General features: G+C 65.8%; 19 protein-coding genes. 12 read left to right on the top strand and 7 right to left on the bottom strand.

What is annotated here, in order from left to right:
- Positions 1-224 precede the first annotated feature (224 nt).
- From D7Y11_RS11405 to D7Y11_RS11395, 3 genes are all read left to right on the top strand, one after another.
- On the top strand, positions 225-2,024 hold the full coding sequence (locus D7Y11_RS11405) for a DUF1566 domain-containing protein (protein ID WP_306770432.1): 1,800 nt from the start codon (positions 225-227) through the stop codon (positions 2,022-2,024).
- 44 nt (positions 2,025-2,068) lie between these two features.
- Entirely contained in the window at positions 2,069-2,671 is a 603-nt protein-coding gene (locus D7Y11_RS11400) for a glutathione S-transferase family protein (protein WP_121755813.1), read from the top strand.
- 104 nt (positions 2,672-2,775) lie between these two features.
- Positions 2,776-3,834, top strand: coding sequence for a hypothetical protein (locus D7Y11_RS11395; RefSeq protein WP_121755812.1), 1,059 nt, complete (start codon positions 2,776-2,778; stop codon positions 3,832-3,834).
- Positions 3,835-3,876: 42 nt separating this feature from the next.
- Here the strand turns inward: D7Y11_RS11395 and D7Y11_RS11390 are convergent, their stop codons facing one another.
- The 5 genes from D7Y11_RS11390 to D7Y11_RS11370 form a co-directional block, all read right to left on the bottom strand.
- A complete protein-coding gene (locus D7Y11_RS11390) occupies positions 3,877-4,947 on the bottom strand; it encodes a hypothetical protein (protein ID WP_126933692.1) in 1,071 nt (356 codons plus the stop codon).
- Positions 4,948-5,375: 428 nt separating this feature from the next.
- On the bottom strand, positions 5,376-6,167 hold the full coding sequence (locus tag D7Y11_RS11385) for a polymer-forming cytoskeletal protein (protein WP_126933691.1): 792 nt from the start codon (positions 6,165-6,167) through the stop codon (positions 5,376-5,378).
- An 85-nt stretch (positions 6,168-6,252) separates the two neighbouring features.
- Entirely contained in the window at positions 6,253-7,071 is an 819-nt protein-coding gene (locus D7Y11_RS11380; RefSeq protein ID WP_126933690.1) for a carbonic anhydrase, read from the bottom strand.
- A gap of 174 nt (positions 7,072-7,245) precedes the next feature.
- Positions 7,246-8,076: a HEAT repeat domain-containing protein gene (locus tag D7Y11_RS11375; RefSeq protein ID WP_126933689.1), complete on the bottom strand. Its 831-nt coding sequence runs from the start codon at positions 8,074-8,076 to the stop codon at positions 7,246-7,248.
- Between the two features lie 62 nt (positions 8,077-8,138).
- Positions 8,139-8,486, bottom strand: coding sequence for an alpha/beta hydrolase (locus D7Y11_RS11370; protein ID WP_255430437.1), 348 nt, complete (start codon positions 8,484-8,486; stop codon positions 8,139-8,141).
- A 47-nt stretch (positions 8,487-8,533) separates the two neighbouring features.
- On the opposite strand from D7Y11_RS11370, the gene D7Y11_RS11365 reads away from it, so the two are divergent.
- On the top strand, positions 8,534-8,911 hold the full coding sequence (locus tag D7Y11_RS11365) for a LysR substrate-binding domain-containing protein (protein ID WP_126933688.1): 378 nt from the start codon (positions 8,534-8,536) through the stop codon (positions 8,909-8,911).
- A 10-nt stretch (positions 8,912-8,921) separates the two neighbouring features.
- Here D7Y11_RS11365 and D7Y11_RS11360 read toward each other — a convergent pair whose 3' ends face one another.
- A complete protein-coding gene (locus D7Y11_RS11360) occupies positions 8,922-10,583 on the bottom strand; it encodes a choice-of-anchor D domain-containing protein (RefSeq protein WP_126933687.1) in 1,662 nt (553 codons plus the stop codon).
- Positions 10,584-10,833: 250 nt separating this feature from the next.
- Here D7Y11_RS11360 and D7Y11_RS11355 point away from each other — a divergent pair, with 250 nt between their 5' ends.
- Both D7Y11_RS11355 and D7Y11_RS11350 read left to right on the top strand, forming a co-directional pair.
- Entirely contained in the window at positions 10,834-11,646 is an 813-nt protein-coding gene (locus D7Y11_RS11355) for a hypothetical protein (protein WP_120580915.1), read from the top strand.
- Between the two features lie 259 nt (positions 11,647-11,905).
- Positions 11,906-12,886 carry a M91 family zinc metallopeptidase gene (locus D7Y11_RS11350; protein ID WP_126933686.1) on the top strand — a complete coding sequence of 327 codons (981 nt, stop codon included), beginning with the start codon at positions 11,906-11,908 and terminating at the stop codon, positions 12,884-12,886.
- Positions 12,887-12,912: 26 nt separating this feature from the next.
- Here the strand turns inward: D7Y11_RS11350 and D7Y11_RS11345 are convergent, their stop codons facing one another.
- Entirely contained in the window at positions 12,913-13,425 is a 513-nt protein-coding gene (locus D7Y11_RS11345; protein WP_126933685.1) for a hypothetical protein, read from the bottom strand.
- A 21-nt stretch (positions 13,426-13,446) separates the two neighbouring features.
- On the opposite strand from D7Y11_RS11345, the gene D7Y11_RS11340 reads away from it, so the two are divergent.
- The 6 genes from D7Y11_RS11340 to D7Y11_RS11315 all read left to right on the top strand — a co-directional run bounded on the left by D7Y11_RS11340 (position 13,447) and on the right by D7Y11_RS11315 (position 17,285).
- Positions 13,447-13,896, top strand: a complete 450-nt coding sequence (locus tag D7Y11_RS11340) for a hypothetical protein (RefSeq protein WP_121756055.1) — start codon at positions 13,447-13,449, stop codon at positions 13,894-13,896.
- A 118-nt stretch (positions 13,897-14,014) separates the two neighbouring features.
- Complete coding sequence (locus tag D7Y11_RS11335; protein WP_199746060.1) at positions 14,015-14,467, top strand: hypothetical protein; 453 nt, start codon at positions 14,015-14,017, stop codon at positions 14,465-14,467.
- A 372-nt stretch (positions 14,468-14,839) separates the two neighbouring features.
- Complete coding sequence (locus D7Y11_RS11330; RefSeq protein ID WP_126933684.1) at positions 14,840-16,051, top strand: hypothetical protein; 1,212 nt, start codon at positions 14,840-14,842, stop codon at positions 16,049-16,051.
- A gap of 43 nt (positions 16,052-16,094) precedes the next feature.
- Positions 16,095-16,409 (top strand): hypothetical protein, encoded by a 315-nt coding sequence (locus D7Y11_RS11325; protein WP_126933683.1) that lies wholly within the window; start codon positions 16,095-16,097, stop codon positions 16,407-16,409.
- A 43-nt stretch (positions 16,410-16,452) separates the two neighbouring features.
- Positions 16,453-16,980, top strand: coding sequence for a hypothetical protein (locus tag D7Y11_RS11320; protein ID WP_121756057.1), 528 nt, complete (start codon positions 16,453-16,455; stop codon positions 16,978-16,980).
- On the top strand, positions 16,938-17,285 hold the full coding sequence (locus tag D7Y11_RS11315; RefSeq protein ID WP_126933682.1) for a hypothetical protein: 348 nt from the start codon (positions 16,938-16,940) through the stop codon (positions 17,283-17,285). The genes D7Y11_RS11320 and D7Y11_RS11315 overlap by 43 nt, the downstream gene beginning before the upstream one ends.
- Positions 17,286-17,305: the final 20 nt, after the last annotated feature.

Below are 17,305 nucleotides of genomic sequence, written 5' to 3'. Positions count from 1 at the left end.
GCAATGACTGAGCCCAGGAAGGACACGGGTGATAAGCTTCCGCATCATTTCACCTCTCGTCGGCTCTCTCCCTACAAACCATGCCCTTCCACCGCTCTCTCCCCGCCCTCGCCGGCTTGCTGCTGCTTGCCCTCATGGCCTGTAGCACGCAGCCCGTCGGCTCCGTTCAACTCGCCAGCTCCGTCCAGCAAGCCCTCTCCTCGAGTGATGTCACTCGCGTCAAGGTGACCGTCTCCTCCTCGGACATGTCTTCCCGCGTCGTTGAACTGGTCAAGTCCAGTGGCTCCTGGGGTGGCCTCGTCGGCAACATCCCTGCCGGGCCCGACCGCTCCGTCCTCGCGGAGGCCTTCGACACCTCCGGCACCCTGCTCTTCCAAGGTCAGGCTTCCGGTGTCTCCATCACCGCCAACCAGACCACTGCCGTGTTCGTCAGCCTCCAGGAGATTCCGGCCCCTGTTCCCTATGACAACGAAGCGCCCGTCATCGACTCACTGACCGCCTCCAGCAATGCGCTTCAGCCAGGCGCTTCACTCACGCTGTCCGCGACGGCTCATGATCCCAACCCCGGAGACACGCTCACCCTGGTTTGGACCTCCTCCGGCGGCACCTTCTCCGCCCCCGCCGCCACGACCTCCACATGGACGGCTCCTGCTTCCCTCGGCGTGCAGACCCTCACCCTCACCATGACGGACTCCCAGGGCTCCGCCGTCTCCGTCTCCCTCACCGTCAACGTCGTCCCGGACCTCGTCACCGGTGACGCCGCCCTCGACATCTCCTTCAACCGCTGGCCTGTCGTCACCAAGGTCTCCGCGTCCCTCAACCGCCTCGACGCGGGACAGTCCACCTCCGTCTCCGCGCTTGCGTCCGATGCGGATGCCGATGCGCTTTCCTACCAGTGGACCTCCTCCTGCCCCGGCACCTGGACGAACGCGACGTCCGGCACCGCCTCGTTTGTTCCCTCCTCCAGACCGGCGGGCGCATGCAACAACTGCCGCCTCACTGTCACGGTTCAAGACGGCCGGGGTGGGCAGACCACGGGCTCGCTCAACCTCTGTGTCACCGACACCGCTCCCGTGCGCTTTGCTCCTGCGTTTACAAACTTCTACCAATCCGCCACCTCCACCTCGCCAGACCAGACGGTGGCCTTTGACGTCACCGCCCTGGACCCGCAGGCCAGCCCCCTGACTTTTGCCTGGACCGCCAACACCGGCGCACTGGCCACGGCGCAGAACACCGCCAATACCAGCCATGTCGTGTGGACGGCGCCTGCCGTCACGGCGCCGGGCGTCACCCCCACCGTCACCGTCGTCGTCACCAATGCCCACGGCCTCTCGGCCTCGAAGTCCTTCTCTGTCTCCGGGCTGCCGACGGCCGTCGACCCCACCGGCACGCTCACGAGCGGTGGATTGACCTGGGTGAAGCCGGGGACGGCCACCGTGACCTGGATGGACGGAAAGACATCCTGCGCGAACATGGTCATCGCGGGTCAGACCGGATGGCGCATGCCCACCATGGATGAACTGACCGATTTGTGGGTCGACAAAGGGACGAGTCTTCTCGCGGCGGAAGGCTGGACCCTCGACTGGATCTGGACGATGTCACCCTATTCCAGTGGCCATCAGGTGACTCGCATGTCGACCGGCGGCGTCAGCTATTCCAATGACACCGACAAGCAATTCCTGACGTGCGTTCGTGGGACGGGGGAATACCCCGCCACCGTCTCCCATGCAGGACGGACCTGGATGAGGCCGGACGCGACCCTGCGCACGTATGCGGACGCGGAGACGTATTGCTCCAGCAGGACGACTGCCGGTCACGCGGGGTGGCGGCTTCCGACTTCATCGGAACTGGAAGCCCTGCACGTCACGAAAGGCGGTCGTTTCCTCGCGAACGCGGGATGGACGCTGGAATGGATCTGGACCTCGACCCCCTATCGCATCGGTCACGTCGTCCTGCGCGACGGCGCCTTCGCAAGCTGGGGCGACAGTAACGGCGCTTTTGATGTGACCTGCGTCTACCCATGACCCGTGCCTGACCCCGGCGCCTCATGGGAGTAGACTCACCGCCCATGATCAAACTCCACCAGTTCAACCCCTCTGGGAATTGCTACAAGGTCCGCCTCCTGCTGCATCAGCTCGCGATTCCATTCGAGACGCGGGAGGTGGATCTCTCCGCGGGAGAGACGCGCACGCCGGAGTTCAAGGCGATGAACCCCATTGCCCGGACGCCCACCGTGGAGCTGGAGCCCGGGGTCTTCCTCGCCGAGTCCAACGCCATCCTCTGGTATTTCGGCGAGGGCACACCCTTCATCCCTACCGACCGGCTGGAGCGTGCGCGCATGCTCCAGTGGATGTTCTTCGAGCAGTACAGCCACGAGCCCTACATCGCCGTGGCGCGGGCGTGGCTCACCTTCTTCGGTGTCCCTTCCGGCAAGGAGAAGGAGCTGGAGGAGCGCATCCAGAAGGGCTACGCCGCGCTCGACATCATGGAGGGCGAGCTGCGCAAGCGGCCCTTCTTCGCGGGCGAGCACTACAGCCTCGCGGACATCGCGCTGTATGCGTACACGCACGTGGCGGAAGAGGGCCGGTTCGACCTGGGCCGCTATCCCGCCATCCGCGCCTGGTTCGAGCGGGTGCAGGCCCAGCCCCGCCATGTGCGCATCACCGATTGATACAGTTTTTCAAGCGGGCCCGTTTGACGGCGTGGCTGTAAATTTCGTATATCCCTGAACAAACCCGGTTCGACCGAACCCGTCCCTATCCAGGGAGAAGTCCGATGTGGAAGTTCTTCCTCTTGCTCGTCATGTGCTGGCTCTCGGGCCTTGGCGGTTCGACCGGCCTCGTGTTGCTGGTGATGTTCTTCCTCGGGAATGCCTATTCCATCCGGTACCGCGGCCACCACGGGAAGCTGACTTCGGATGAGTCGCGGACCCTGCGGCTCAAGAGCGATGTCGACACGCATCGCATGCGCGGCCAATGGGATGTCGTCCCCTGGTGGGGAACCTCCAAGCACGTCATCCGCAAGTGGACCTGGGATCAGATCGCGCTGGATACGCGGCTCCAGAAAGTCATGGAGAAAGCCTCCGGTTCCCTGACGCGTGCCTCGGAAGCACTCTCTGATTTGATCGACAAGGCGCTTCCGGGCAGCTCGATCAACCCCTACAGCGGGACGCTGGCGGTGGTCGACGCCAGCCACGCGAAGTCCCATACCCCCAAGACAGCACTTGCGCTGCTGAACAAGGTCTCTGGGGGTTACAAGGGATGGACGAACCAGGCCATCTGCACGCTGGGCGGCACCTTCATCATCAGCGCGGACGCGTACAAGGGCGAGGTCAAGTCCCGGCTGAAGCTGAAGTCGAAGACGGAGCCGCGAATGAAGTCCGGCACGGTCGCTGAAACGTCCCGGCTCACCTGGAAGATGGGGCAGCTCTTCCTGAGTCCTGGCACCCCCGCCGTCATGAACTTCCTGAAGGCCCTCTTCGCCCGCATCAACCCGTGGGACAAGCACGCGGTCATCCAATACCAGGGGGACGCGTACTACGCGCCGACGACGATGTTTGGTGCCTCCGCGACCATCATGAAGGTAATGAATCTTTGCGAAGCACTCGACTTGAGCAGCGAAGACAAGGAGTTCGTCGGCTATTGCGTGGCCATGCATTGGCTGGACAAGTACCTGAACGACAGCTCCTGGTTCCTGGGTGGGGCGTTCACCCCGGATCGCCACTCCCTGATTGAAGCGCTCCAGGGAATGTACGCCCACATCGAGGACAACCCGACCAAGGCCGCCGAGGTGTTGGCCAAGATGTATGAGGAAGCAGACGAGGCGCGGCAGTAGCGCGCGCCAGTCGTGGCCCACGAACCCCCTGCTCCTTGAGGGTCACCCTTCCGGCAAGGGGGCCTCCTGGGACTTCGCGGCGCGGGCTTCATCGATCAGCGACTGGAGATCCTGCGCGTAGTCGCCACCGTTGACCTCGCTCAGGATGGCGGCGCGGCGGCGCAGTTCGTGCTGATAGGCCGGCTCCAGGTAGAGCTCCGCGGGGGGATCCACCCGGTCCCTGCCCATGCCCAGCCAGAGCAGGCCATCCACCACGTCCCGCATCGGGGGCCAGGACATCCGCCAGAGCGGCTTCATGACCTTCTCGCCGTTTTCGACGACCTGGATGCTCACCGCCCTGGGCATGATGACGGCATAGCTTCGGGCGCCCAGGTCGGTCTGGCCCAGGACGATGAGGCTCGAAGCCTCGCCGAGCCCGAGTTCCTTCTGGACCGCTTCCCTGGCGGGGAGCACGAGGACGGTGAACAGCGTTCCAGGCTGTGTGCCATTGAGGTGCTCCGCGGTGTTGGGCTCCATCTTGGGGAAGGCCGGATCCCGGGGCCCCTTCTCCATGAAGTGGGCGCTTCCAGCGACCAACAACCCGCGCCTGCCCTTGGCCAGGACCTCGTGGCGGGTCGTTTCCGCGAAGAAGCCATCCCTGTCTTCGTAGGCCTTGTAATCCCGGGCGTTTCGCACCTCGGACCAGGGAATGGGAGGATCTCCCAGGACCACCCGGACCCGCTCTGCTCTCGGTAGGGTCTCATTGAGCCGCCGGATGGCCTTCAGGTCGCGTTCGTAGAGCGGGGAGTCCCAGACCAGCCATTGGGTCGTGTCCCTCCAGATGCGGGAGAGTTCGGCGTCCGGGATGGCCTCCAGCTCCAGGAAGTAGCGATCCGCCAGCCCCTGGTGGGGCCCTCCTCCGTACTCGATGACCACGTCATCCACCTGCTCCGCGAACCGCGGATGCGCGACGAGTTCCAGGAAGAAGTCGTGGAACTGACGCCCCCGGTGCTCCTCGCCGAGACCGACGACCGGGTACTCCTCGAGGAGGTCCAGGACAGCGGAGGCCAGCGGAGCCTCCTTGCTGGACTCGCGAACCTGCGCAGGGGGCGTGGCCGCCGGGGAAGGAGCCATCGCGCAGCCGGAAGCCAGCCATCCACAAACCATTGCCGCGAACCCAAGGCCCTTCATATCGGCCTCCTCGTCATTCACCGCACAGGGAATGACAGCCTATATGCGGGCCCCCCTCCGCGCACCAGCCCAAGCTGAACCTGATGCGCCAGGGCCGCTGGCGCTTCGTTCCATCCTGGCAACAATGAAGTGCTCACCCCCTCGCCTGCACCAGCGCGGAGGAGGAGGAGCTGGAGCGCTATCAAAAGGAAGAGGCGCAGGAGAACGCGCACCTGGCCACGTTCGACACGCTGGACTTCGATGTGTTCACCCACCAGGAGTGGGACCGGCTCCAGCACAGCCACGCGCAGGACGTCATCGTCCACTGGCCGGACGGCCACCAGACGCAGGGCATCGACGTGCACATCGCGGACTTGGACGACTCCCCCTTTCTACGAGGCGCGGCGGGACTTGCGTGCCGCGGGGGCCTTCTCCGCGAGCGCGGGTTTGCCGCGCCGGACGAAGTCGGCGAGCGTCTCCGCGTCGATGGCGTCTATCCACGGCGCATCGGGGTCGGCTTCGTCGCCGTCCTCGTCCTCGAACATCTCGTCCGCGAAGCGCTTGAGCAGCTTCGGCGAGAGGAGGTCGCGGACGCGGCGGTCGGTCTCCTCGATGAAGGCGTGCTTCTGGCGGGCGCGGATGTGTTGCTTCGCGTCTCCGGTCACGAGTTGGGCCTTCACGCCGCCGTGGACGTTGACGGCGTGGTACTGCGTGTAGACGAAGGGCGCGCGGACATCGCCGAACACCTCGGTGCAGGCATCGTTGCCGAGGAAGAGGATGGACCGCTCGGCGACGAGGTCGCCATGCACTTCGAGGAAGCCCTCGGTGATGATGTCACCGGCGCGCAGCGAGCCCGTGACGATGACCACGGACTCCGGGTCGAGCGAGTCCTCGTAACGGCCCTTCACCACCAGGTCGCCCTCGACGATGAGCAGGCCGATCCACGGGTGCTTGCGGGTCGTGAGCGCGTCAAGGACGAGGCGTCCCTTGTGGTAGAGGATGTCTCCTCCGGCGTGCTCGCTGGCGGTGCGCTCCTGGATGAATCGCTTCGCGACGCGCGGCGTGCTGGACTTCGCGAACGTGCCGCGCGCGTGCTGCTTCAACAGGGACCGCACGGTGTCGGCGGTGAGCGTCCCCGCATTGAAGCTCTTCGCCTTCGGAATCGGGCTTTTCTTCGTGGCCATCCGGCCACCCTAATTCCGGGGCACGAAATGTGTCGTGCGAAGTTCCGCCTCCCAGCGCGGGAGGCGGTACAGAAGCGCCTGGCCTTCAGCGCCCGGAGTGCGCGCTGACCGTGCGCCCGTTCAGCGGCTGCAGGGGGCGGTTGTTCGGGTTGAGGTGCGGCAGCCGCTCGAACGCGGCGATCTGCGCGTCGGACATCTGGATGGGCTGCTTCATCACGTACCACTGGAGGCCCTGGGTACAAGGGGGCGTGGTCAGCGAACCCGCGTACTGGAAGAACGCCTTGTCGTGCGGCAGCAGCGCGCTCGCGTTGAGGAGCGCCCCCGCGGGCACGCTCTCCTCCCCCATGTGCCGGGGCAGGTGCCGGAAGGCCGTGAACAGCGCCGCGTTCACCGCGCCCTCCTCGATGAGGACTCCGACGACCAGCGCGGGCGCTCCATTCGCGTCCGTGTGCACCAGGTGCAGCTCGAGCGGGTACTCCACGCCGTCCTTCGTGTGCTCGCTGGGCGTGTGGAAGTGGAACTGCGCCAGCTTGTACTCGTTGGCCCCCACCCGGACGGTGCTGCCACTGTCGTAGGTGAACTGCACCGTGTGCCCCGTGTTGAGCATGCGCACGCGGCTGGTGGCGTAGTGGAAGCTGGGAACGTCCAGGCGCGGGTGGGCGGCCCCCGCGGTCACCAGCGCGATGGGCGACTGCGCCACGCCCTGCGCGCAGGTTGCGTCGCCCGGCAACTCGCCCCAGTGCTCCGGGCTCAGGGTCTGGTCGTAGCCCCAGTGCGCCTCCTCGCTGCTCGTCGTGAGGGAGGCAGGGGCCCCGTCGGCGGCGAAGGCATTCAGAGCAAGCAACAGGGAGGACAGCAACGCGCCCCGAAGGGCGCGCACGGTGTCGGTGCGGGAGAACATCATGGTGTGGAGTCCTTTGATACAGGCGTCAATCACAAGCAGGAGCACCCCGGCATTGGACCCGGAATGTTCCGCGGTGCGCCCTATAACGGGAGGCTCGGATATTTTCCGATTTCTGATTATTTCTAGCTAGTCAGCTTTGTCACGAAACGGTGACGGTGCGAAGTGTGACGGCCGTCACCGGGGAAGCGACTCCAGGGCGTGGATGGCTTCGAAGAGGGCCGCGCGGAACTCGGGGTCCTCGTCCTCCCCGTCGAAGGCCTCCCGATGCCCCAGCAGCAGGGGGAGCAACGAGACGTCCTCCAGCGCCTGGGCCGCCTCCACGTCCAGCGTGGTGACCACGGGCCCCTCCAGCACGCGCCGCAGCGGTTCGAGGACGCGCGCGTCCTTGCGCAAGGCCAATCCCAAGAGCGCCTCCCCGCGAATCTTGACGTGGGTCTCGGAGAGCCGGTCCACCAGCGCCTCGCGCAGCTCCAGCGTGTCCACCTCCCGCGCCTGGGAGCCGAGCGTGAACGTGGCCCACTCGCGCACGACCTCGTCAGGGTCGCGGGAGAGGTGGATCAACGCATGGAGCGCCTGGGCGTCCCGGTGGCTCGCCAGCCCCATGACGACGCCGAAGCGGACGTGGGCGTCTGGGTGGTCCTTCAGGGGAAGGAGCGCTGGCACCGCGCGGGGATCCCCCAGGTGGCCCAGGGCGGCGGCCATCGCCTCCAGCACGGCGGCGTCCTGCTCCTTCGCGAGCGCCGGCAGGAGCGCGTCCGTGAAGCGGGCAACGAGCTCCGGGGAGCGGTGCCGGAAATCCAGCTGCGATAGGACGTTCGCGCCGCGTCCCCGCTCCTTCGGCGAGGACGACTGGAGCCAGGCGGCGGACCGCTGGAAGACCTCTTCCCCACCGCGGTGGTGCAGCTGCCAGATGGCCCGCCACGCGCCCTCGTCCTCTTCGCCGCCCTGGAGCGTGCGGGCGAAAAGCGCGTCGGTGGAGAGCTCGGCTTCAGGCGGGGAATCCATGCCGGGCAGCCTAGCGCCGGACGCCGGTGCCATCCCAGGCTCTGCCCCTGCCCTGTCTGACTTCAGTCAGGAGGCAGGGTGTCCGTCAGGAACCGCTGGACCTCGTCGAGCACCGCCGCGTCCACGCCGTGCGCGAGCGTGGGGAACAACCGAAGGCGGACCCGGGCACCGCGCGCCTCGAGCTCCCGGGCTGCATCCTCGGAGAACCGCGCGGGGATGACCGGATCCCTCGCGCCGTGCACCAGGAGAACGGGCACGGAGGTCGACCCCGGGACCGCGGGCGCATCCACCGCGAGCCGTCCGGACAGCGACACCACGGCCAGCGGCGCCGGTTGACGGTGGAGCACGAGCCACTGGGCCAGGATGGCGCCCTGGGAGAAGCCCAGCAGCACCACCCGCTCCGCGCCCAGGCCCCTCTCCTTGAGCGCGCCGTCCAGCCACGCGGTCGCCCTCGTACCTGGCGCGCAGGGGCGTGCCGCGCGCGACGGAGGACCTGACCTCCCATGACTTCGTCGCGTACCGGGGCCTCAAGCACCTGGGAGCGCTGGGCCTGCCCGAGAAGCATGCGCACGTCCTCGCGGACGACATGCTCTTCCTGCGTGAAGCAGCCAAGGCGGGCGCGGGCATCGCGCTGCTCCCCTCCTTCCTCGCCCTGGCGGACGTGACCTCCGGGCAGCTGGTCCGCGTGATGCCGCGCTACACGCTGTCCACCACGTCCCTGACCATGCTCCACCCCCGCGCCCAACACGTGCCGCGGAAGGTGTCCGCCTTCCGCGACTTCCTCATCGACTTCCTCCAGGCGCGGCCCCTCTCCGCGCCCCCCAGTCCCAGCTGAACCGGAGGCGTCACCGCTCCATCGTGAGCGTGCGGGGGTCGTACAGGCGGATGAAGCCCCCCGCCGGTTCCGAGAGAGTGCCGAAGCCGCCGCCCACCACCACATGACGATCGAGGTCCGCATAGGCCAGGGTGCTGACCCAGGCCCCATTTCCAAGCGGCGAGTCGATGTATGTGATGGGCCCCGGAGCCAGCTTCGAACTGTCGCCCATATCGGCGAACCAGCCCCGGCCGTAGGTGTAGACATTGGTGCCGGGACCCATCTCATGGCCGCCGAGGAGCAACCTGGGAGCGAGGTTGAAGTTGGAGGGGAAAACGTACGCGTCGACCTGGCCCGGCCCCTGGCCTGGTGACGTCTGCGTATTCCACAGCACGTTGCCCGCGGAGTCGAACCACGAGGCCATGAAGCCTCCCGGCGGCGTGCCGTTGTTGATGAACGAGACCATCTCACCCGAGAGGGTGAAGGCCACGGCGCCCCAGCTGCCCTCCTTCGTCCACTGCGTCCCCCCAACAGGGGTGAGCTTCCGGATGAAGCGCTTCACGAACACCAGGTCCTGTGGGTTGGTGCCCCGGTTGTACGCGGTGCCGCCCACGTAGACGGAGTTCCCGTCCCCCATGACGCCCAAGCCGAAGGGGGAGTTGAGCTGCGCTTCACTGATGACGGTGCTCCACCGCTCGACGCCCTCGCGCGACAGCGCGACGAGCTTCATCGCCAGCGCGGTGTCATGGCTCCCCTGCGTCATCAGCACGTAGGTGTTACCGAAGACGTCCGCCACCACGTGCCCCTCGCTCGAGGACTGCTGGGGCGGCGTGTACGTCCACCGCACCCGCCCGTCGCCGTCGTACTGGGTCACCGTACCGTTGTAGCTCAGCACCGAGATGTTCCAGTCGCTGGTGACGACGAGCTTCGACGTGGAGCTGATGGGCGCGGACCAGCGCTCGTATCCGAGCCTGTCCAGCGACGTCACCCCGAGGGCGTCCTGCACGACGATGTTGCCGTCGGCCAGCGGAGCCACGGTCATGGGCGGGAAGCTGCGCGGCACCTCCCACTGATAGAGGGGTGAGAACGCCACCAGGGCGACGGACCTCGACGCGCTCAGGGAGAGCAGGCAGCCGCCGCGGGCCACATTGGCGCAGGCATTGCTCCACGTCGGGAACCCTTCCGGACCGGCGTACAGGGTCAGCTCTGTCTTGCGCACCGCGTGCCTGCACGGCTGGGTACACGTGAAGGAATCATCCCCCGCCACGACCCGGGTGCCCGGCGGCATGGAGGTCACGTCCACCCACACGAAGGCAGTGCCCTGGAGCTCCGTCGGCCTCACCGGGTCCGCCCCTGTCACCTTGAGACGCGCGGAGTGCGTGCCGCCCAGGAGGGGTGCGAACCTCACGCGCACTTCGCACTCCATGCCCGCGGCCAGGTACTTCTCGCAGGTGTTGGAGGTGATGGCGAAGAACTCGGAGCCCTCGACGGACACCGACACCGACTCCACGTCTTGTGGCGAAGCGTTGCGCACCGTGAAGAGCTGCTCGACGGGAAACTTCCCCACCTCCACATCCCCGAAGTCGAACGACTTCCGGTCGATGACGAGCGCGGCGGCGGGCTCGTCGGAGCACGCGCCGAAGAGGATGGGCGCGCCGAGGAGCAGCATGAGGGACAAAGACTTTCGGAACATAGGGGCGGACTTCTAGTCAATTCCCAGACATCGTGACAAGCCGGCGCAGTGGAGCAACGACACGCACGAAGTCGTCGCGTCAGGCGAACCGCTCGCGGAAGGTTCGCAGGTTGGGTCCGTCCCCTCCCCGCTCCCACACCGCGAACACCACCCGCTCGAACAGGAACTGACATGTGACCGGCGAACGGAACCTGTGACAGGGCGTGCGTGTCCAAGGCGCGACTTTTTCCCGAAAAGGAGCTCACGCCTCATGAAGCCGAACCTGAAGCAGTGGCTGTCCGTGCTGTGCCTGGGAATGACCGGAGTGTCCGCGACCGCCTGGGCGGACGTGGGGACGCCGGTCGACTGCGGCACGGTGGAATGCGAGGCCATCCGCGAGATGCGGTCGATCTACGCGGCGGAGTCCTCGTATTTCGGAGCGTATGATGTCTTCACGCTGAACCTCGCCAGCATCGGCTTCGCGCCCGCGGCGTGTCCGAACGGCAGCCGCGCCCCCGTGCCGGGAGCAGGCTGGGTGTCCGGGTGCAACTTCTCCTACAAGGTCACGGGCATCACGCCGCATCCGTCGCCGGGCTTCACGGCGGTGGCGCAGGGCGTGGCGGGGACGGCGTCCGCGGGCATCACCCTCCAGATTGGCACCCACCCCGTCTCCGGCCGCCTCTTCTGGCTGGAGCGCCAGGGGGTGCGCCGCTACGTGGACTCCGCGGAGTGCCAGTCGCCGCAATCCTTCACCTGCGAGGCCCAGCTGCGGGAGGCGCGGTTCAACATGGGCTACATCCACGTGGTGGAGCAGTCGTACTTCGCGGAGAGGGACCAGTACTCCACCAACCTGCCGCTGATCGGCTTCATGCCGGAGGGCTGCCCGAATGGCACCCGCGCCGCCGTCCCGGACGCGTCCTGGGTGGGAGGCTGCCGGTTCATCTACAAGGTCACGCTGAACGGAACGACTGGCTTTACCGCCACGGCGAAGGCAGTGACTGGCGCCACGGAGGGTTCCATCCTGACCATCACGGAGTCGGGGCGGACCGTCATCACTCCGTCGTATCCAGCGTGGTGCCAGTAGGCTGAAGCAGCGACTCGGGTGACACCTCCCCGCGGCGCTACGGCCCCAGCGGCATGTCTACGGGGTGAACCGGGGGCCTGATGTCTGGAGACATCAGGCCTCCGACTCCAGTCACCAGGGCCGCCTCCGGGAAGGACTGTTGCTTCGACGTAACCCCCTGGAATCAGGAAGGGCCGGCGGAACCCGGGGCCGTGAAACGGTGGGCACGCGGGGTGCAGTAGGGGTGGTCCGTCGCTGCACTCACTCTCGAGGCCCTCCCATGAAGCTGCGCTCCTCTTCGTTCTCCAAGCCCTCTTCGTCGTTCGGCTCCAGCTCCCCTTCCCCCTCCACCTCCCGCCCCCGCAGCGACAGCCTGCCCGCGAAGCCTGAGACCGCGAAGCCGAAGCCGGTGGCGACGCCCGCGCAGTTGCAGGCGGGCAAGAACAACCTCAAGCCCACGGACTACGGCGTGGTGGATCCCAACCTCCAGGGCATCCGGACCCGCCGTGACAACGGCCAGTCTGGCGCGCAGTTCGCGGACTTCACGCAGGACGTGCGCCAGTCCACCAACCGCCTCACGAGCAAGCCCGTGGGCAACCAGATGCTGAACGACATCAATGGCCGCACCCAGGCCGTGAACCCTGGCGCCACGGGCACGCAGAGCAAGCCTCTGACGGCGATGGACATCTACTCGGGCCGCAACTCGGCGATGCCCAACTCGCACGTGCCGCGCAACGACGGCACCCTGTCGTCCACCCGCCCGGCGTACCGCTTCGACGGCCAGCCCGGCGCCGGCACGGCCAGCGACGTCAAGTACAACGAGAACGGCGGCGGCCAGCGCTTCAACAGCCTGGGCCACGAGTCGGTCCACGCCTGGCGCGCGTCCAACGGTGTCCAGGTGAGCCCCCTGGCCGCGAGCAAGCACAGCAACGCGGACGTCTTCAAGCAGCACCCGTCGCACTCGGCCAACATGAAGGACACCGTCGACAACCGCCTCCGCCTCACGGAGGAGTTCGAGACCGTGGGCCTGCGCCCCACGCCGCACACGAAGAACAACTGGGCCCCGTCCGAGAACGCCATCCGCGCCGAGCACGGCCTGCCGTCCCGCCAGGACTACTCGGGCCTGAAGCCCGACGGGAAGAACAGCAACGACCAGGCCTTCAAGAACTACGACGAAGGCACCGACGCCCGGAACTTCTTCCAGAAGCTGTCCGGCCAGCCGTCGCCCTTCCAGAAGATCGTCGGCGACCTGGAGAAGTGAGGCACCGGGGGCCTCGGCCCCCTTCCTCAATCCACGACGTTGTCCGCCACCTGTGCCCGGCCGTTTCCATGGAGCAGGACCGGGTGGCCGGATGACTCGAAGCTCTTGATGCCTCGGCGCGCCTTCCAGGCGAATTGAACGACCGTTTCGTCGAACCGGACCTCCGGAGCACCAGGCTCCGGATTCAGGTCGGTGACGCACGAGTCGCCAGCGCCGCCGTACCGGATTCGGACCTCGACCTGGACACCCTCGGGGCCACCAGTCCGCTTCACCTGGATGGCACCCACCCGCACACAACCCTTGTCCTGGAGCCGGGTCCACGTGATCTGGATGGGCACCTCCATGCCCTTGGGACCGACCTGCAACGTCGTCGTCTCGGAGCCGATGGACTCCAGGCCCGGACGCGCCGGCCGAGCGGCCAGTTCCAGTTGGGGTGCTTGGCTGTACGAAGTGCATGCCGTGGCCATCAGCGTGACCGCGGACATGGGGATGAGCCATCGGTGGACGGGCATGATGGCGACGATACGCCAATCGTGCATTCCTTTCCGTGAGGCCCTGACATGTTCCGACTGGAGTTTGAATGGCTCGATGCACATGACCCCGACCGTACGGGCTTCGACCTGGGGCACATGACGTTCACGAGCGACGCGGGGACCTGCACCTCCAAGGGCAGGTCGCCGGATCAGGCCATGATGCTCGCCATCTCCTTCGCGGGGCTGCTCGACGGACTCAAGGCGCTGGTGGCGGGCGGCGCGACGGACCACGTCTTCGACGGTGCGGATTCGTCGTTCAGCCTGCGCTTCAAGTGGGCGAAGAAGGGCCGCATCGCCATCCAGTGCGGCACTGCGTCGTTGGGCGAGGTGGAGTCCGACGAGCTTTGCCGTGCCGTCCTGGAGGGAGTGGAGTCTTTCATGGCCCGGCCCGAAAGTGCCCTCCCTCCTGGAGATGCGGCGCGAGGGGACCTGGAGATGAGCCTGAAGGAGTTCCGAGCGGCCATCCCGGGGATGTGAGTCAGCCGACACCCGTTCGGCCGTAGAGGAACAGGAATGCAACTGCACGCCTATTCCTACATCGGCCCGGAGGCGATACGCCTCGCCGCCGCGAATGCCCCCGATGGGATTTCCCATCATGGCTCCACGCGACGTCGAGGCGTGCCTCGAGGCGACTCCAGACGCCCTCGTCGAAGGGGCGACGTACGTCGTCGACCTCCAGGGATGCCTGCGGCTGGCGCCTCGACGCTCCGAGCATGTTGCTTGCGCGGGGGGCGAGGAAGTCCTGGCGGCTGGAGAGATCCGCTTCCATCGAGGGCTCGCGGGTCCCTCCGTGACGGACGTCTCGAATCAGTCGACGGGGTATTGCCCGGACACGACCTGCTGGACCGCCGTTGAATGGGCCTTCGCGAAGGCGGGGCTGAACCCCTCCGCTGGCTTCACTCACGAAGCCGTCTTCCGGCGCTGCACGCAGTGCGGCGAAATCAACCTCGTCAAGGAGGCCTGGTGCGTCTGCGTGTTCTGTGAGGCGGACCTGCCCGCCACGTGGAATGTCTCGCCGCGACGGTTGGTCCAGCTTGCAGACTCGTAGGCGCAAGCCAGTTCGCGGATAGGGCGCCTGAAGGCTTTGTGGCGACCATGAGCGCGGGGTTGCTCGCCACCGACGTCGGTCAGTGGCCATTTGAGCCCTCGTTCAGCCTGTTCCCCCGCTAGAGGCCTTCCATCCTACCCATGCTCGCCGGGCTTCGGCGGCCTCGGGCGGGCGACTGGGTCACAGAAGCGCGCACTTCAACGGTGAAGTACATTGCGGTTTCTCCTTTCGGCCCCCTCATGTTCTCGGTGCCGCGACACCTGTTCTTTCACCCCATACATGCCATCGCATCTACTCTATCACTTCCTCGCATCGCTCTCCGACCCCGAGCATTTCGAACGCCTCAGCGTCCAACTTCTACAACGAGCAGACATGCCCGGAATCGTGCCGTGCTCCGGCCCGACAGATCTGGGAGCTGACGCTGAGCTCTACGAAAGCACAAGCCAAGCCAGCGACGCATCCATCATTCAAATTTCCCTCCAGAAGACCTACAGAGAGAAAATCAGAAAAACAGCCGCCCGAGTGTCTGTAGCAAGGGGCGCCTGCAGACGAATCGTATTCATCTCAAATCAGGACATTAGCGCCAGAGAGGTACGGGCACTGAGAACTGAGATAAAGAGCAAACACTCAATCCACCTTGAGGTTCGCGACTGGCGCTGGGTTCATGCGCAACTATCCGATCCAAAGAACAAGGACCTTCGACCCGATCTGTATAGACGATTTCGAGAATCGTTCCCTATACTCCCCGAGAACGAAGAAGCAGACTCTGACTTCATGGGCTATGCCTCTCTGACCATGAACGAAAGAGAGGCCGCGCTCGAAACGCACGAATACACGGAAGGGAGTGCCCTATTTGGATTCAAGGGGCCGATAGAAGGCATCGGCAAATCCGCTCTCATTGTGATCGAGTCCAGGGGGGACATCTTTCACCAAGAGAATCTTTTCACACGAGTATTCGTCGGCAAGGCGGGCTCATTACGCCTTGTCCATTCGATTGAGGGGCGGACTACCAGTGTCCGCCTTACAACTCTCGACGGAGCCAAATCAGTCCAAATCATCCTCAACATCTGGGAGGGAGGAACGGGCAGCCAATCCTCCTGCTGCATTCTTCATGGACCAGGATTCACGGAGGCTTGCTTTGCTTCCAACGATCTACAGCAAGCACTGGTAACCGACGTTGACAACGATGGAGTCAACGAAGTACTTCTGGCAACGTTTACCTGGGCGTCGCTCTCCCTCTCTACGGCTATTCACTGGTACGATGTCTTCAAGTGGGGTGAGGGCAGACTGGAACGTTGCTCGGAGAAATGCACGGAATTCTACCAGAACGTCCTATCTAAAGACTGCCCATCAGAACTCAGACGTTTCTTCATTGCCAATACCCACGTCGGAAATGAATCATTCGAAATTTTCCGGCGCGACATTCTCGCCAAAGCGGAGCGCGCACTCATGGTGCTCGCCGGATTGCCTGACAACTACAAGTCGATAGTCGAGGCATCCGAAGCTACCGGATTTGCGCCTAGCAAATTCGACGCAATGGGAATTACAAAGCCATTCCACCACCTCCTTGAAGAGGACGACTGACTGTTGAGTTAAACTCCTTCATGCAGGCGCGGTGGATGCGAACATGGCGCGCCAGGCTGCGGTGAAGCAGATTCCGAGGAGGAGTGGATGCCGCGAATATACCGGTCCGTACATGAAGGCGCCGCTGAGCACCACGCCGCCGCCGAGCAGCCACGACCAGGGTGAGCGCGGACATGTGCACGCGCTGCGCAACGATGGCGGCGTTGAGGAAGATGTCCGAGCCGATAATTCCGCCGCTCACAAGCACTCCCGAGAGCAGGCCGATGCGTCGCGCGTCTCCATCTCGACGGGTGTCCAATCGGGCTCCGGCCTCATCCAGGAAGGGGCGGGCTCCTGGGACGATTGGGATATCGGCTAATATGCCCGCACCCGAACACGCCCATGCTGGAAAGAGGGGCCGCGTGGCATCCGTTGAAGGCATCAATCCGAAGTCACAGGCCCTGGAGATCGAGGCTCCCCTGCCAGGTGTGTTGGATGCCCTGGCGGCGCTCCCGCCGACCCAGAAGGCCCGCCGCTTCCGGAGCCGCGTGGGGCACCGGCTGGGCTCCCTGGCGAGGATCGGCGTCTTCCTCCTGTTCCTGTGGGTGGCCGGCACCTTCGACGGCCCCCTGTCCATCGTGGCGGGAGTCCTGGCGTTCTGTCTGGGGGCGGTGCTGTGGTTTCGCAGTCTGCTTCCCAGACGCTTCCACGCGGAGGGCCATCCTGGCGATGCGCTGGACCGCCGGCCGGAGCTGGTCCGCCGGGTGCTCCTGCGTCTCAAGGAGGACCTCGTCCCCCACACGCCCGTGCGCCTGCGGTTTCGTCCCGACCCTCGTCCGGAGGGCCCCGGTTCCAGCTTCTATGACCTGAAGCTCCTTTCGAAGACATCGTCGGATGTGCTGGATCCGTGGCTCACGCTGGAGACCCGGCGGCGGATGGCGCGCACCTGAGGCTGAGCGCGGTGGAGCGCCGCAGGAACAAGATCAGCGACCGCGGGCCCAACGGGCCCCGGCGTCGCAAGAAGGCCAAGGAGTACGACACCCTGTTCCTGGACGTCCGGCTGCGCGTGAAGGCGAAGCGGCACCCGGACCTCGCGGCGCTGGCATTGAAGCGGGCCCAGCATGCGGTGCGCCTTCCGCCCGGTGCGAGTAACCGTCCGGCCAGTGACGTGCCGGGACGCTTGAAGACAGGCCCCGACCGTGCTCGGCGAGCGCCGCGAGGAGTGAGCTGTTCAGGGACTGGGCTGGAGGGGTGACTCGGGCGGGTCGGCGGTGC

Origin of the sequence: Corallococcus sp. AB018 (assembly GCF_003986945.1) — a bacterium.
In the GTDB taxonomy this organism is placed as follows: domain Bacteria; phylum Myxococcota; class Myxococcia; order Myxococcales; family Myxococcaceae; genus Corallococcus; species Corallococcus exiguus.
The sequence above is the reverse complement of the archived record's forward strand: the minus strand, read 5'-3'. Positions and strand labels throughout refer to the sequence as shown.

Bases quoted from the DNA above. Each gene is read 5' to 3' on its own strand.
- D7Y11_RS11400 (WP_121755813.1), top strand. From the start codon at position 2,069: ATGATCAAACTCCACCAGTTCAACCCCTCTGGGAATTGCTACAAGGTC.
- D7Y11_RS11395 (WP_121755812.1), top strand. From the start codon at position 2,776: ATGTGGAAGTTCTTCCTCTTGCTCGTCATGTGCTGGCTCTCGGGCCTT.
- D7Y11_RS11390 (WP_126933692.1), bottom strand. From the start codon at position 4,947: ATGGCTCCTTCCCCGGCGGCCACGCCCCCTGCGCAGGTTCGCGAGTCC.
- D7Y11_RS11385 (WP_126933691.1), bottom strand. From the start codon at position 6,167: ATGGCCACGAAGAAAAGCCCGATTCCGAAGGCGAAGAGCTTCAATGCG.
- D7Y11_RS11380 (WP_126933690.1), bottom strand. From the start codon at position 7,071: ATGATGTTCTCCCGCACCGACACCGTGCGCGCCCTTCGGGGCGCGTTG.
- D7Y11_RS11375 (WP_126933689.1), bottom strand. From the start codon at position 8,076: ATGGATTCCCCGCCTGAAGCCGAGCTCTCCACCGACGCGCTTTTCGCC.
- D7Y11_RS11360 (WP_126933687.1), bottom strand. From the start codon at position 10,583: ATGTTCCGAAAGTCTTTGTCCCTCATGCTGCTCCTCGGCGCGCCCATC.
- D7Y11_RS11355 (WP_120580915.1), top strand. From the start codon at position 10,834: ATGAAGCCGAACCTGAAGCAGTGGCTGTCCGTGCTGTGCCTGGGAATG.
- D7Y11_RS11350 (WP_126933686.1), top strand. From the start codon at position 11,906: ATGAAGCTGCGCTCCTCTTCGTTCTCCAAGCCCTCTTCGTCGTTCGGC.
- D7Y11_RS11345 (WP_126933685.1), bottom strand. From the start codon at position 13,425: ATGCACGATTGGCGTATCGTCGCCATCATGCCCGTCCACCGATGGCTC.
- D7Y11_RS11340 (WP_121756055.1), top strand. From the start codon at position 13,447: ATGTTCCGACTGGAGTTTGAATGGCTCGATGCACATGACCCCGACCGT.
- D7Y11_RS11335 (WP_199746060.1), top strand. From the start codon at position 14,015: ATGGCTCCACGCGACGTCGAGGCGTGCCTCGAGGCGACTCCAGACGCC.
- D7Y11_RS11330 (WP_126933684.1), top strand. From the start codon at position 14,840: ATGCCCGGAATCGTGCCGTGCTCCGGCCCGACAGATCTGGGAGCTGAC.
- D7Y11_RS11325 (WP_126933683.1), top strand. From the start codon at position 16,095: ATGGCGCGCCAGGCTGCGGTGAAGCAGATTCCGAGGAGGAGTGGATGC.